This is a genomic window from Bremerella alba (assembly GCF_013618625.1).
GTDB classification, from domain to species: domain Bacteria; phylum Planctomycetota; class Planctomycetia; order Pirellulales; family Pirellulaceae; genus Bremerella; species Bremerella alba.
Map to the genome: position 1 here is coordinate 269,467 of NZ_JABRWO010000003.1, position 15,353 is coordinate 284,819.

Below are 15,353 nucleotides of genomic sequence, written 5' to 3' on the forward strand. Positions count from 1 at the left end.
CTCTTACAATCCTTACAGCCTGCACAGAACGTACGGTCGTCGCTACGGAAGGACTGCACTTTGCCGCAGAGTGCTTCATGTTTTTGACCCGTCGCCCGTACTAACCTATAGAACAGTAGGCCGTTCCGCGCAACCGATTGGCAGCAGTGCGGGGGGCCATGAGAAACGCATGAAGTTGTGGACACGTCTCATTTAATGAAAATGAATTAGGACATGGAAGGCGTAAATTCCCACCCTCACGAAATCGCGAACTTGGAAGAGATTGTGAGCAAAGCCTCCTTGCAGCGGGAGCGTGCGCGTGAATTCCTGGAGCGTCACCGCCAGGGAATCAGCGAAATCGAGAAGAATATCTCGCAGCAGTTGAAGCAGATCTCGCAAGGACTCGTCGAGAAAGAGAGTCATCTCAATAGCCGGACTTCGGACGTTGAGTCATCCACTTCGCATTTAGAAAACCAGTCGACCGAACTGGCCGCATCCATTGATGCGCTGCAAGCAGAGAAAGAAGCGTTCGAAGCGGAACTGCGCCGATTCGAAGAGCAAAAGGGAAAACACCAAGAGTGGGACGCAGAACGCAACGAGCTTGTATCGGTACGCGATCGACTTCAGACCGAGCTTCGTGCTGCTAACGAAGCCAAGTCTTCGCTGCAACAAGATATTCTTAATCAACAGGCCAAGCACAGCGAAGCGCTCCAGAATCTTCAGGCCGCTCAACAAAATGGCCAGGCCGCCCAAGAGATACAAAGCCAGCTCAATTCCCGCATTGCCGAACTCGAGAATCAGCTCGCTCAAGTATCCGGAGAACGGGACCAGGCACGCACAGAACTCGAAGGCACTCGGCACGCGACTCAAGGGACCAGCGAACAAGTCACCGAGTTGGAAGCGGAGCTTACCCGCGAGCAGAATCGCGCCGAGCAGCTACAAAGCCAGCTCGATACGACCAGCGGTGAAAAATCGCAGCTGGCGCGAGACCTCAGCACGGTGCGATCGCAAAACGCCGACTTGGAAGGTCGTCTGCAAGTCGAGAAGCTGCGGGCCGACGAGTTGTCCGGCAAGCTGCAATTAGCCGAACAGCAGCGTGATGAAGCCACCACCCAGCTCTCGCAAAGCGGCTCGGAACAGGGGCAGCAAATTGCCCAACTGCAAACGCAATTACAGACCGCCCAATCGTCGGTCAGTGGGCTAGAAGCTGAGCGGCAAAAACTTGCTGAGCAGGTCAGCCAGCTTGAATCGCTCAAAGCGGCCTCGGTGGATAAGTCCGAGCTCGAAGCTCAACAGGCCGAATTTAAAAAATCGCTGGATGCCAAAGAACAAGACCTGGCATCGCTCCGAGAGCAGCTCAAGTCAATCGAGGGCGAACGCGATCAGGCCCGAAGTGAGCTCGAAAATTCACACGAGTCGCACGAAGCACTCGCTCACTTGGAACAACAGCTTGAACACCTCAAGCAAGAGCGTGACGAGCTGGCTCAAAAGCTGGAAAAACGACAGGCCGAACATGGCCAGCTGAGCGATTCGCAAGAGCAATTGCGTGTCGAGAACAGGTCACTCAAATCGCAGATCGACGACGCCCAGGGCGAGCTGGAAAGTCAGTTGGCTGCCTCGCAGGTTGCTTTGACACAAGCTCGTTCCGATCACGAGTCAAGCCGCGAACAAGTAAGCAGCTTGCGACGTCAGGTCGAAACGCTTCAAGAAGAGGCTTCGAATCTTCGCCAAGACAATGAGTCGCTTAAAGCCGAAAGTGGTGGTGCCGACGACGGGGCCGTTGCTCAGCTTCGTCAGGAACGCGAATCGCTGCTGGAACGAATCAGTGATCTCCAGCATCAAATCGAATCGGGCGAAATGCCGAATGACGAACGCGTGCAATCGCTGGAAAGTCGCCTGCAGCTGACGCTAGATGACTTGAAAGACATCAAGCGAGAAAACGCGAAGCTGGCCAAAGATCTCGAGAACGCAAAGAAGTCGGGCGGAACGGTTGTCGACGATACGGGCAACGATTGGGAAGCAACCAAGCGGCGTATGCTGGCCCAGTTGGAAGCGGAGTACAGTGACAGCGACGAGGATGATGCCGCTGAGCGACTTTCCATTCAAGAGGCCATCGACAACGGCAATGCGGCAGTCCAAGCCAAAGAGCGTGAAATCGAAGAACTTCGTGAACAGCTCGAGCAACTGGAATCGAGTAGCAAGGATGCCGGAGTTGCCCACGGAGCCAACGCCATCGCTCTGATGCTGGACCAGGACGAGCTGATCGCTCAAGAGCGTGAAAACCTGAAAACGCTTCAAGAGCAGTGGAAAGAAAAGCTCCGGAAGTCCGAAGTCGACATCTCGGTCGAGCGAGCAAAAATTGCCCGCGATCGAGCTGAGCTGGAAGAAAAGATCAACCAGCTTGAGAACGAAAAGGCCAAGATGTCCAAGGCGGGCTCCGCAAAACCGAGCAATGAAAAAGGGGCTAAAGGAAATTGGCTATCACGATTAGGCCTCAAAGAGGGGGACTCTTAGTCGAGTTTCCGGCCAATTGGCCCCCAAGCAGCGGGTAGGGGTTTCCGAAATGGGCTAGTAAGCACGCCCTGAAATCGTACGATGGTAAGCTTTCCGTTGTTTTCCTAGGGAAGCAACTTCCAAGTCGTTTCACCTCGTGCTGTATGTCAAAGTTTACGCATCACATTTTTGTCTGCAATAAATGCAAGCCTCCCAAGCATCTTCGGGACGGGAAGCATGATTCGGCCAAGCTACGAGCAGCTCTCAAGAAAGAGATCAAACGCCTGGGCCTGAAAGCTCAGGTGCGTGCCAACGACTCGGGGTGTCTCGACCAATGCGATGACGGTCAGGTCGTTGTGATCTATCCCCAGGCCATCTGGTATGGTGGCGTTACCGAGGGAGATGCCGAGCGAATCATCCACGAAACCATCCTCGCGGGAAAGGTTTTGGAAGATTTGCAGATTCCCAGCGAAAGACTGGGATGTGGCAAGGTTACCAAGAAAATGGAATCCGAGTCTTCTTCTGCCCCTTCCCCTTCAAGCTAGAGGCGATCATTTATGCGAATCGTAATTCTGGGTTCGGGAACGGTCGGTACGTGGATTGCGGACTTGCTGTGTCGAAATAACCACAGCGTGACCGTCGTCGAATCGAACGTCGACACGGTACGTACGATCAACGCGGAACTCGACATCCGCGCCATTCATGGATCGGCTTCGGAATCGGCGATTCTGTTTCAAGCCGGGATCATCGGCTGTGATCTGTGCCTGGCCGTGACCGGTGATGACGAAGTGAACATCGTCGCTGCCAGCATGGCCAAAGCGATGGGTGCCCGGCGATGCGTTGCTCGTGTTTACGGTCGCGTGTTTCGTGATCTTAGTACGTTCGACTACCAGCGGCACTTTCGGATTGATCGCTTTCTCAGTCTCGAGCATCTCTCGGCGGTCGAATTTGTTCGCGCGATTCGCTCGCCAGGCAGCGCCGTGCTCGAGAACTTCGCGCGGGGTGAATTAGAGGTTCAGGAAGTCATTTGCGACGACCCGGCCCCAGCGATTGGCAAGCCGCTCAAGGAAGTGAAGCTTCCTAAAGGGGTTCGCGTGGGAACCATTCAGCGGCAAGGGAAAACCTGGATCGCCGGTGCAGGCGATTCGATTGAAGTCAGCGATCACATCACCTTGATCGGAACGCGTGAAGAAATCGACTCCGTCAAATCCAAGTTCCAGGTCAAAGAGACGCCTGTCCGCTCGGTCGTGATTGCCGGTGGGGGTGAAACAGGCCTGGCATTGGCTCGCATGTTAGAAGGCCAGCGGTATCATGTCACGCTCATGGAAGAGAACATGGAACGCTGCGAATTCCTGGCCCGCCTGCTGGAGTTTACAACGGTGGTTCATGCCGATGCCACGCGCCGGGCAATCTTGGAAGAAGAACGCGTCGGCAACATGGACGTCTTTGTGGCGTGTACTGGTGACGACGAAAACAATATTATGGCTTGTGTCGAAGCACGTGAAATCGGTGCTAAAGAGTGCATGGCCATCGTCCAGCGGCCTGACTATGCCAACGTCGTAGAGAAGCTGGGAATTAACCTGGCCGTAAGCCCGCGAAATGTGGTCGCTCGGCAAGTGCTTGGTTTGCTGAACAGCGGTCCGATCATTTCCAAGAAGAACTTGCCTGGCGGCGGAACTGCAATCGTCGAGTTCGAGGTCATGCCGAATGTTGTGGCGACCGAACACGTGATTGCCAACCTTAAACTGCCACCGCAATGTTTGATCACGGCGATCATGAGTTCCGATTATGTCCGTGTCGCGTCGGCGGACGATCGCCTGACACCTGGCGATACGGTGGTCGTGCTCGTGGAAGAGTCGACTTTAGATTCGGTGGTCAAATTGTTCGAAGAACAATCGTAGTGAACGGCGTTTCCTTTCAACGAATTAGCCCTGGCAACACCTTACTAGCAGCAATATGAATTATCGTCTGGTGTGCCGACTTCTATCGATCGTCTGCCTGATTATCGGGGTGACGATGGTCTTCAGCCTGCCGTGGGCCTGGTCTGCGATCGGGCATCGTACCGACGAGAACTTTCAGCAATTCGAAACGCACGGATTTCTGGGGCTTATCTATTCGATCTTATTGAGCATTATCTGTTGGGCCGTTCTCTGGCGAATTGGTCGTAAGGCCAAGGGTGATCTCTACCGCCGCGAAGCGATGGCGATCGTGGGGCTGAGTTGGCTTATCGCTACCATACTTGGGGCGATGCCGTATCTGTTATCGGGGTCGTGCAACCAGCTTTCCGTGCGACTGTTTGATTCCCAAGAGCATGCTCCTCAGGTCTATGGCGATCAGGTATCGCCCCTTTCAGACGACCAGTACGCGCTGGTCCAGTCGCTGGTCGGTGCAGGGGCACGGGGTCTTTCCAAAGAGAATCTGTCTGAGCAGTATAACGCCAAAGTCTTGATGCTGACCAAAGGTGAAGGCCCCGAATATCCCTTCGATCAGGTCTTTGACGAGCTACGAGAGCTTCCGCACTGGCGAGGCGCTTTAATCGAGCCTGACGAAGAGGAAGACGCGCCCAAGGACCGCCGCAGCAACTATCGGATACGTGCGGTTCCGATGAACATCGCCGACGCCATCTTCGAATCGCAATCTGGCTTCAGCACTACCGGAGCCACGGTGATCGCCGACTTGGAAGACCCTGTCTGCATACCACACTGTGTCTTGTTTTGGCGAAGCAGTACGCACTTTCTCGGTGGCTTGGGTATTATCGTGCTCTTCGTGGTGATCCTCGGCCAAGGCTCCGCAGGTAAGGCCTTGATGCGGAACGAGATGCCGGGCCCCAGTAAGGATGGATCGCATTCGCGCATGCAGCATACGGCCTGGATGTTTGCTGGGCTGTACTGTGGCTTGAACCTGGTGCTGACGATCTTGCTGTGGCTGTTGGGCATGAATTTCTTCGATGCCGTTTGCCACGCATTCGGAACGCTCGCCACCGGAGGCTTTAGCACCTACAACACCAGCCTCGGGCACTTCGTTCAGGCCGATCCTGTCAGTGGAGCCTGGATTGAATACGTGGTCATCGTCTTCATGGCGTTGGCAGGCACAAACTTCACGCTCCTTTATTTCATGATGATCGGGCAAGGACTGCGTTTGCTCGACGATATCGAGTGGCGTTATTACATCGGTATTATTGTGGTAGTCACGATCACCGTGATGACCTTTGGCATGGTCTACGACGACTTTATCATCGACCCCGAAACATCGGTAGTGACCGAGTTCCTTTATGCTTTGCGTTACGGTTTGTTTCAGGTTGTCTCGATCATTACGACAACAGGCTATGGAACGCATGACTTTGATCAATGGAATAGTTTTGGCCGTGGTGTGCTCTTTCTGTTGATGTTTGTGGGGGGATGTGCCGGAAGTACGGGGGGCGGATTGAAAGTGATTCGCCATATCTTGTTCCATAAGATTCTCTTTCTCCAACTCGAAAAGTCGTATCATCCAACCGTCGTGCGTCCGCTGCGTCTGGGAGGTAAGCCGGTCGACGATCCTGAACTGCAAACGAATATCTTGATCTACTTCTCGCTGATCCTGGTGCTGTTTGTCTTCGGCTGGTTGTCGGTCGTGACCTTGGAGCCTGATTCGACTTGGGGAGCTTCGGAAGAACACATCGAACACAAGCTGATCGATAGCGCGACCGCCGTCGCTGCCACGCTCAACAATGTGGGCCCCGGCCTGGGGATTATTGGGGCCACGCAGAACTACGCGAATTTCACCTGGTGGACGAAGTTGTTGTTTACCGCGCTGATGATGATCGGACGGCTCGAAATCTTTGCCGTTTTGGTACTGTTTATCCCGCGATTCTGGCGTTCTCGATAAAAATCGCACGCCAAACGGGCCTTCTTCGTCAATTACTTGCAAGTGACACAAGCTAGAATTTAAATAGTGTCTAGCTACCGCGCGCTTCTACTGAGGATTTCCCCCCATGCGACTTGCCCTCTTTTTGTTATTCGTGACCATCGGTCTCTTCCCGACCGATGCCTTTGCCCAGCGACGCTCTCAGCAGACGCCCAAGGAAGACCCATTGGTGCTTCCGACTGATGCGCGTCTCGTGGAAATTCATCGAGAGTTCGTCACCAAAGCCGAGAAGCTCGGGGACGAATATGCTCGTAAGAAAGACTGGGAAAAGGCCCGCGTTGTTTTCGGGGAAGTCCTCAAGCTGGTACCAAACTACAAACCGGCCGTCGAAAAACTGAAAGTGATCAACGGAGAGCTTTCAAACGCGAACAAAAAGGTCGTGACTGTCGAAGCAAAAGATGGCTGGCAAGACACCGGTATCGATGTCACCGAAGGGAGCCCGTTGATCTTTCGCGTGGAAGGTGAATGGATGTTGGTTCATTTAAGTGATGCCAATGGGCTTGAGATACCTCGGGAAATCCGGGATTACAAGTTAGGATCGCTGATTGGGGTTGTTGCTAAATCGGCCACGCCTGATAAAGATACGGTTCCTTTCACCATCGGTACCCAAAGGCAAATGACCGTTCCTCAAACGGGACGTTTGCTTCTCAAGATGCACGACCTGAACAACGAAGACAATCGCGGTCAGGTTCGCGTCGAGATCACGGGCAACTTCTAGTCAGCCAAAAGGACGTCCATTGCCGGAAGATACAACGCCACCTCCGACCTTGGCAGCCAGGATCGGATCGTGGTTAGGGCCAGCATTCGCGCTCACGCTGTGGGTGTCGCCCAGCTTGGGCTTTTATCTCGATCCCCAGCAACCGCAATTGAATGCCATTGCCGGGGCATTTATTTGGATGGGCGTGTGGTGGCTCACGGAAGCCGTCCCGTTGGCAGCGACCTCCCTTTTGCCGCTGGTCTTGTTTCCGCTATTGGAAATTCAGTCGGTCAAAGACGTGGCATCGAGCTACGGCGATCAGAACGTGTTTCTGTTTCTCGGCGGCTTTTTGGTGGCGCTCGCCATCGAACGATCAGGGCTCCATCGTCGCGTGGCGTTATCGATTGTGTATGTCATGGGGGATAACCCGGCGAAACTCCTCTTGGGGTTTATGGTGGCGACGGGTCTGATGTCGATGTGGATCTCGAATACGGCCACGACGCTGCTGATGTTGCCAATCGCCGGAAGCATTCTGTCGGTGGCCGATTTGCGTTTGACCGACGATACGGCCCGGCGAAATCTGGGTGTCGGTTTGATGCTAGGGATTGCCTACGCGGCAAGTATCGGCGGCGTAGCAACGTTGGTAGGTACGCCACCGAATATCGCGTTCTCGTCTTACTATAGCGATAACTTTCCGGAGTTGCCGCAGGTTTCGTTCCTGGCTTGGATGTTGATGGCCCTCCCCTTCTCGCTCGTTTTCATGTTGATTACTTGGGGCGTTTTGGCCTACATGATGTTTCCGGTTAAAAGCGCCGATTCGCTGGGTGGTCGTAACGTGATTGCCGACGAACTGCGAAATCTAGGCCCCATTCAGGCCGCCGAGTGGCGGTCGGGCATTATCTTCTTTGCGACGGCCTTGCTATGGATTTTGCGAGAACCGGTCGAAGACTGGGGCTGGGGAGTTTTCTTTCTCGATGAAAATGGAAAGACTTTCGTCAGCGACGCCACCACTGCCATGGCCATGGCGATCCTCTGCTTTGTGATTCCCCGCGGTGGGAAAGAGAGCGGGCCACTGCTTACCTGGGAAACGACCGTCAAAGTGCCGTGGGGCGTTTTGTTGCTCTTCGGCGGCGGTATTGCCTTGGCCCAGGCGGTGAACGCCTCGAAGTTTGACCTTTATCTGGGCTCGCACATGGCCAACGTCATGAGCAACATGTCGGAGTCGGCAATGGTGATTGTGACGGCAACCGGAATGGTTTGGTTGACCGAGTTCACCTCGAACCTGGCCAGCGTTCAGACGTTCAATCCGGTGCTCGGCAGTGCCTCGCAGGAACTGGGGGTCCCGCCGCTGCTGTTGTTGGTCCCGGCGACCATGGCGGCCAGTTGTGCGTTTATGATGCCCGTCGCGACGCCCCCCAACGCAATTGTCTACGGCTCGGGCCGGGTGCCGATCGGTAGTATGGTCAAGGCTGGGATCGTCTTGAACATCCTCTCGATCATTCTGGTTTCGATCACCGTGCTGGTGCTCGGACGTCTACTGATATAGTGGGCGGCAAAAGGAAGACCACCTGGTGGTCTTCCTTTCTCTGAACGACGATTGCTACCGGTTATCGCGATCCGAAAGGAAACGAACTCACGATCGGTGGCAGATAACTGGACATGTAATAGGCCTTAGGAGCAGTCATCTCCAGCATCTTGTCGAAGCTCATTGCCTGGCTTTGGGCGAATCCCAAGTCGAACAGTGCCACAGGCTCTTCGTAGGTAACCACGCGTGATTTCTTCGGATCGATGTCGGCCAGCTCAGCCGCACGGTCGATGGCTTCTTCGATGAAACCGATCTGGTCGACCAGGCCATTTGCCAACGCTTGATTCGCCGTGAAGATTTCTCCGGTGGCTAGGACGTCGAGTTTTTCGGGGTCTTTCTCAAACGCAGGCCGACCTTCTTTCACAATGTCTTTAAAACGGGTGAATGCCTGATTCACGTACTCTTGTAAGATTCCACGGTGTTCTTCCGACATCTCGCGGGTCATGGTCAGCATCTGCTTGCGGGGGTGGCTCATGATCGAGTCGTCTTCGATATGGTACTCTTCCATCAAGCCGGAGACGTTGTAGTGAGGAATGATCACGCCGATCGAGCCGGTGGTGGTCGTTGGTTCGGCGTAAATCGAGTTCTCTTCGTCCTCGACCGCCATGGCCACGTAATAGCCGCCTGAGGTCGCCATCGCTCCCATGCTCACGACCAATGGAATGTCGCGTTCTTCCTTGAGCTTCTTCAGGTGGTGCAAGATGTAGTCGGAACCGGTCACGGTGCCGCCGGGAGAATCGACGCGGACAACAATCGCTTTGACATCTTTGTCTTCGCGGACCAGGTCAATCTGCTTGCGGACGTAGCCTTGCCCTTCCATGATGACGCCGGTGACATTGATCACGGCGATCTTGTCGCTGGCGGTCTTACTGCCGGAGAAGTACTTTTCCGAAACCCCTTCGGTTGTGTTGTAGTAGTTGGCCGAGCTGATGGCCTGGCCGAGGATGATCGCCACGCAAAAGAAAAGCCCGAGCCAGCCTATTGCTGCGAGAATTCGCCAGAAGAGGCCTCCGGAGTGGCGGTTCTGGATGACAATCTGCTGAGGTTGGTTGGGACTTGGTGGGACCATGTTAGGAGAATCTTGATTAGCCATATTTCGCAGGCCCTGACTTGCTGAATGAGGAATCGACTGGATAGGCCTGGGCCCAAGGGGGCGACAGGCAATGATATTCTACGCCGCGATGGCTTTGGGGCAATTTGAGGGGTGAAATCCTCAACCAATTGGGGCAAATTGGGTCCGATATCGAGTCTGGTGTTGTCAAATTGCCCCTAATCCCGGTAAGCTACGCCGGATTGTAGCAGATCTGCGTTTACCCCTACCTGTACAGCCCCAGGCAAGTGAAGGAGTCGAGCCGTGTTCGTTTCCGCGTCGACCGAGTGTTTTCCCGAGTTACCCATGCGAGAGTGCATGGAAAAGCTGGTCGATTTGGAGTTCAGCGCCGTCGACATGACGCTGGATGAAAATAGCGAGCATTTGCGCCCCTCTGAGGTGGCTGCCAATTTGCAGCGAGCCATCGACATTTGCCACGATACGCAGCGATTGGTAATTTCCAACTTTCGCCTGCTATCGAGCACCCAAGGCAATGATCGCTACGTCGAATACGAAGCGATCTGCAAGTTGGCCAAAGCGGTCAAAGTCGCTTCGATTACCGTTCCCAGCGGACAGTTCGGCACCCCCTTCAACGAAGAAGTCGAGCACCTGCGTGAATTGGTCGCGATTTCCGCTACCGAAGGTGTCGTCACCAGCATGCACACCCATGTCGGTTGCCTTTCGCAAGACTGCGACACGATTCAAGTGCTGTGCGACAACGTAAAAGGCCTCGGCATCACCCTCGATCCGAGCCACTTCATCTGCCGCGAAGATGGCGAGAAGAGCTACGACAAGGTGCTCAAGTACGTCCGCCACGTCTACCTTCGCGACACCAGCAAAGACGCTATGCACGTCCGAGTCGGCCAAGGCGAAGTCGAGTACGGCCGCCTGATCCAGCAGCTCGAACAAATCGGCTACAAACGGGCCCTCACCGTTCACATGCCGCCCCTGACCGATACCGACCAGATGGCGGAAATGCGAAAGATCCGTCTGCTGCTGGAAAGCTTGCTCTAAAAGCCTACCCTGCTACGCGAATGGGGTAGCGCATAACACAGCGAAGCGCGCACGCCCAAGCGGACTTGGGACGTGGCACCTATCGGAGACATGAGTGCGCAGCACGCTCTAGTCCCCTCGCCCCCGTACCCGGGGGAGAGGGTGAGGGGGAATCCCGCTCGGTTGGCCGCGCATGCGCGAACAGAAGTTCACGAACGATTCGGAACTTGTTCTTGCGATCTTCGTCAAATGTTGTTCAGGAAATCCTCACCCTATCCCTGCGAGGGGACAAGAGAAGAGAGGCCAGTTCTGCCGTAGGGTGCTGAGTAGCGCAGCGAATCGCACCATGAACAACGTTTTCGCGTTGCCATGGGATGGAGACCGCATTTGGTGCGATACGTTCCGCTTCGCGTCACTGCTCTCACCCTACCTTGGGTGAAGGGCCGGGTTGTTAGGGTGGACCGCGTTCTTTGGTTTGGGAAGCTCTTTCTAACGCCTGACGTACGCGGTCACGTCTTCTGTTCTGGACGACCTTTTTCCCATGCCCACGAAGACGTGGGCATGGCAGCCTGTGTTTTGTTAGCGGGGTGGTTGAGGGTTGTTCTTTGGAGGGCGTTTCGTGCGGGCGGTTGAGCTCACGCTCTAGCGCGTCGATCTCTTCCTGCTTGGCGCATATTTCTCCCTGCAGTTGCAGGTTGAGCGCCTTCATGCGGTAGTAGGTCCACGCGAAGAACCGCTTCTCTTGGTAGGACAACGGTTCTTGAATTGGTTGTTTGCTGCGATGGATTTCCCGTTCGCGGTAACGATGGTGAAGCTGACGCTCGCGTTTTGGTCTAGGCTCCAGTGGTGGAAGCTTAGCAGGTTGGCTCTTCTTTGGTTTTGGGATCTCGGGCGGATCTTCCTTGGGGAATTCGTACGCTTCGATCTCGGGATCGATGGGTACTACTAAGGGATCTGCCCGGTAGCTGGGACCTGCTTCGTCCATTACTCGCGTGAAGTATTCTTCCTCGGTCTCTTGCGGGACCTCTTCGGGCTCACGCGTGATCGCCTCTTGGGCTTCTTGCCTTCGAATGATCGCGCTCAAGGTTGCCCCTTGCGGGCGGCCTAGCGGATCGTTGCCGTACTCGGCCCGGTGCATGGGGTTTTCGAATGGTGGCTCCTCGGGTGGCTCTTGGGGAGGCTCGTCGGCCAGTATAGCCAGGACTTCTCCGCAGCAAGGGCATAGGAGTCGGTTGCCATCGATCACGGCAACCTGCGAACCGTGCGCGGAGGCGCCCGGTTCGTGTTTTTCAGGTTTTTCGTGGTGATGGGACATGACGGTGCTCTTATATGGTGTTGGGTTTAGTAGGGCCCGCGTGTCGCGGGTCGGATTCCGGGTACCCACTTCGCGACCCGCGACACGCGGGGCCCTACGGTTTGCTGCTTGTCTAGCAGCGAACTGGGTACGGATTTCGTATGCCTAAAAAGAAAATAGGCATGGTGCCGGGGAAGCGTCCCCTGGGCATGATTTAGATATATCAGCCTAGTGTAGCATATGTATAGTGCTCAAATGAAAATTTTTTTAGATTCGAGTGCGCGGGGCGTGAAGCGGGGACCAGGCATGCGACCCGCGTTCGCGTGAGGCCCTGCAGATGGAGGCTTGCCTCGGGGGCGACGGCACAGGAAGAGAGTGGCGGGTGGCCTTGGCTTCGATGCACCGAGAAGGCATCGCTACAGGGCTGCATTGATCGCGGACAAGGCTTCGCCGCAGCTGCCGGGGATGAGCATGTCGGCGATTGCGTCGAGGCCTGTTTCGTCGCGATTGATGATCACGAGTTTGGCTCCGTTGCGTTTGCCTGCTTCGGGCAGGCCTGCGGCGGGATAGACGACCAGGGACGATCCGATCGTGATGATCAAGTCGGCTTCCTCGCACCAGCGGTGAGCCCGGTTCAGCGTTAGCTCTGGGAGAACTTGGCCGAAGGAGACCGTCGCGTGTTTCAAACGACCGTCACCACACTCGGGGCACAGTGGGACTTCGTTGGTCTCGCGAAATTGATTCACCAGCGGGTCGACCGGCGATCGCCAGTCGCAGTCCAAGCAGGTCACTTCCCGAGCCGTGCCATGTAGCTGCAATACATCTCGGCTGCCAGCGATTTGGTGTAGGCCGTCGATGTTCTGTGTAATCACCCCACGGATTCTCCCCTGCCCTTCCCATTGGGCAATCGTTTGATGGCCGATGTTGGGACTTGCTGCGGCAAACTCAACGTGCGCTTCGGTCTTCTGCACCCAATATTCATGACGTGCTTCGGCCGACTGGCAGAATTCGTCGAAGTAGACGGTTCGGTGCCGAGTCCAAACACCCCCAGGCGAACGGAAGTCAGGGATACCACTCTCGGTGCTGATCCCAGCGCCGGTGAACACGACTGCCGATTTGGCGCGGCGGAGCCAGTTGGCGGTCAGCTCGATATCTGAAGACATGCGTGTTTCCTCAAAAAAGTGGCTTCAATTGGCTCATCGTACCTTCGATCAGAGGGGGAAGCCTTGTATTTGCCAGTGAGTTATGGCATCTTCAACGAAATCTTTCTTGAAGAAAAGAAAGCTTTTCGTGCGACTCCCCTGCCCTGCCCCAGCTAGTTGAGATCCCCGGAATGATTCCGTTCGATATCTCCTTTCTCGCTCAGTCTACCATTACGCCTGATCAGTATTCCCTGCTCTGTTTGTTCGTGGGAATGGTGACCGTCTTAGGCCTGATCATAGTCATGCGGGCCAATGCGTTTCTGGCACTGATAACCGCAGCGATGGTCGTCAGCCTGATGGCCGGAGGGGCGATTCAGGATAAATTTGCGCGTGTCGCTTCGGCGTTCGGCGGAACCGCTGGCGGCGTCGGCATTGTGATTGCGCTGGCCGCGATCATCGGCAAATGCATGTTAGATAGTGGCGCCGCAGACCGCGTGGTTCGGGCGTTCATGTCTATCTTTGGCGAAAAACGCTCGCCGATTGCGTTGATGGGAAGTGGTTTCGTGCTGGCCGTGCCGGTGTTCTTCGATACGGTCTTTTACTTGCTCGTACCGCTGGGGCGGTCGATGTTTCGCAAGACGCAGAAGAACTATTTGCTGTACGTGATGGCCATCGCCACCGGGGGCTGTATTACGCATACGTTGGTGCCACCGACGCCGGGGCCGCTGGTTGTGGCCGATCAATTGAACGTCGATAAGGGGCTTATGATCCTGATCGGCGTGATGATCGCGTTTCCTGCCGCGTGTGCCGGGCTATGGTTTTCGTCGTTGATGAACCGTGTGATGCCGCTGCCGATGCGTCCCTTGGGCAATGAGCCAGAGCCGGAAGCTATTCCGGACGACAAGCTTCCTTCGCTGTGGATCTCGTTGGCCCCGGTTTTGTTGCCCGTGCTTTTGATCTCGACCAATACCGTGCTGACAACCATGGCCGACGCCGAACGTGCCGCGCAGCTGCGGCCCGGCGATATTGCGGATTGGAATGCGTTTCGTAGTCGCATTCAGCAGGACCAAGACGCTGACGACGAGACCAACTTCGGGAAGCACCTGTTGGCGACCATCAATGGCAACGACAGTGACGAAGAACGAGCACGGATTGCCGAGCTGCTTCTGCAAGATGGTGACTTGAACGGCGAAGAGCAAAATGAACTTCGCGAAGGATTAAACCGATTCGTGCTGCTCGACAAAAGCTTTCCCAAGAATCGGGATGCCTTTTTGGGGACGAAGCTTTCTGCCACGGCCATGTCGTTGGCAGCGTCGAACCCAGCTCGCATGGCACCGGTTACCGCCGAACGGATGAACCGCGAAGTGTTGGAATCGGCCTATGATGCCGACGTGGTGAAGCCGTACACCTGGGAAACGGCGAAGCGCAAAGCGTCCAACGTGACGTCGATGCTGGGCGATCCGAACTTTGCCCTTTTGATTTCGGCCCTGATTGCGATGTGGACGTTAGCCGTGCAGCGGTCTCTCTCGTTGAAAGAGCTGGCCTCTTCGGTCGAAGTCTCGCTGATGAGCGGCGGTTTGATCATCTTGATTACTGCGGCAGGCGGGGCGTTCGGGGCGATGCTGACGGTGGCCAATGTGGGCGACGCGATTCAGAACATGTTCCCCATTGGTTCCGATGCTGCTTCGGCCAAACTGCTGGTTCTGCTGCTGGGATTTGGGATTGCTTCGGTATTGAAGATCGCCCAGGGATCGAGCACCGTGGCCATGATCACCTCGAGCGGCATGCTGGTGAGCCTTGCCTCGCCGGAAGTTCTCGGCTACCACCCGGTGTATCTCGCGGCCAGCATCGGGGCTGGCTCTTTGTTTGGGTCGTGGATGAACGACAGCGGTTTCTGGATCTTCGCGAAGATGAGCGGTCTGACCGAAGTCGAGGCTCTCAAGACGTGGACACCGCTTTTGATGGTGCTGGGAGCCACAAGCTTCGTCTGTGCCGTTCTAATGGCAATCGTTATGCCGTTGGTATAACTTGCCGAGGCGGTTGAATTGCGCCATCAGTGCTGGCATTTTTGGCCATTTCCAGGCGTTTTTGACCTGAAAACGAACCTTTTGAGGGTCTTCTGCATACAATACAGTGCGATAGGAAGCCCAGATGTAGGATCGGTTCAGGAAGTA

The 15,353-nt window shown here is 55.4% G+C and carries 11 protein-coding genes; 8 read left to right on the top strand and 3 right to left on the bottom strand.

Translation table 11 applies throughout. From position 1 onward, the window contains the following. The first annotated feature begins 264 nt into the window (after positions 1 to 264). From HOV93_RS06790 to HOV93_RS06815, 6 genes are all read left to right on the top strand, one after another. Positions 265 to 2,493 carry a hypothetical protein gene (locus HOV93_RS06790; RefSeq protein ID WP_207395719.1) on the top strand — a complete coding sequence of 743 codons (2,229 nt, stop codon included), beginning with the start codon at positions 265 to 267 and terminating at the stop codon, positions 2,491 to 2,493. 143 nt (positions 2,494 to 2,636) lie between these two features. Further along, entirely contained in the window at positions 2,637 to 3,017 is a 381-nt protein-coding gene (locus HOV93_RS06795; RefSeq protein WP_207395720.1) for a (2Fe-2S) ferredoxin domain-containing protein, read from the top strand. Between the two features lie 12 nt (positions 3,018 to 3,029). Beyond that, on the top strand, positions 3,030 to 4,373 hold the full coding sequence (gene trkA / locus HOV93_RS06800) for a Trk system potassium transporter TrkA (protein ID WP_207395721.1): 1,344 nt from the start codon (positions 3,030 to 3,032) through the stop codon (positions 4,371 to 4,373). Between the two features lie 55 nt (positions 4,374 to 4,428). After that, positions 4,429 to 6,339 carry a TrkH family potassium uptake protein gene (locus tag HOV93_RS06805; RefSeq protein ID WP_235989910.1) on the top strand — a complete coding sequence of 637 codons (1,911 nt, stop codon included), beginning with the start codon at positions 4,429 to 4,431 and terminating at the stop codon, positions 6,337 to 6,339. 106 nt (positions 6,340 to 6,445) lie between these two features. Continuing rightward, a complete protein-coding gene (locus HOV93_RS06810) occupies positions 6,446 to 7,096 on the top strand; it encodes a tetratricopeptide repeat protein (protein ID WP_207395722.1) in 651 nt (216 codons plus the stop codon). Positions 7,097 to 7,115: 19 nt separating this feature from the next. Beyond that, positions 7,116 to 8,621 carry an SLC13 family permease gene (locus HOV93_RS06815; RefSeq protein ID WP_207395723.1) on the top strand — a complete coding sequence of 502 codons (1,506 nt, stop codon included), beginning with the start codon at positions 7,116 to 7,118 and terminating at the stop codon, positions 8,619 to 8,621. A gap of 61 nt (positions 8,622 to 8,682) precedes the next feature. On the opposite strand, the gene sppA is transcribed toward HOV93_RS06815, so the two are convergent. Next, complete coding sequence (sppA, locus tag HOV93_RS06820; RefSeq protein ID WP_207395724.1) at positions 8,683 to 9,729, bottom strand: signal peptide peptidase SppA; 1,047 nt, start codon at positions 9,727 to 9,729, stop codon at positions 8,683 to 8,685. Between the two features lie 285 nt (positions 9,730 to 10,014). Between sppA and HOV93_RS06825 the strand changes: the two genes are divergently transcribed. Further along, positions 10,015 to 10,764 carry a sugar phosphate isomerase/epimerase family protein gene (locus HOV93_RS06825; protein ID WP_315853361.1) on the top strand — a complete coding sequence of 250 codons (750 nt, stop codon included), beginning with the start codon at positions 10,015 to 10,017 and terminating at the stop codon, positions 10,762 to 10,764. Between the two features lie 430 nt (positions 10,765 to 11,194). Here the strand turns inward: HOV93_RS06825 and HOV93_RS06830 are convergent, their stop codons facing one another. Together HOV93_RS06830 and HOV93_RS06835 are read right to left on the bottom strand one after the other, a co-directional pair. Further along, positions 11,195 to 12,058, bottom strand: coding sequence for a hypothetical protein (locus HOV93_RS06830; RefSeq protein WP_207395725.1), 864 nt, complete (start codon positions 12,056 to 12,058; stop codon positions 11,195 to 11,197). A gap of 395 nt (positions 12,059 to 12,453) precedes the next feature. Continuing rightward, positions 12,454 to 13,200, bottom strand: coding sequence for an SIR2 family NAD-dependent protein deacylase (locus HOV93_RS06835; protein WP_207395726.1), 747 nt, complete (start codon positions 13,198 to 13,200; stop codon positions 12,454 to 12,456). A 170-nt stretch (positions 13,201 to 13,370) separates the two neighbouring features. Between HOV93_RS06835 and HOV93_RS06840 the strand changes: the two genes are divergently transcribed. Next, positions 13,371 to 15,206, top strand: a complete 1,836-nt coding sequence (locus tag HOV93_RS06840; protein WP_235989912.1) for a GntP family permease — start codon at positions 13,371 to 13,373, stop codon at positions 15,204 to 15,206. Positions 15,207 to 15,353: the final 147 nt, after the last annotated feature.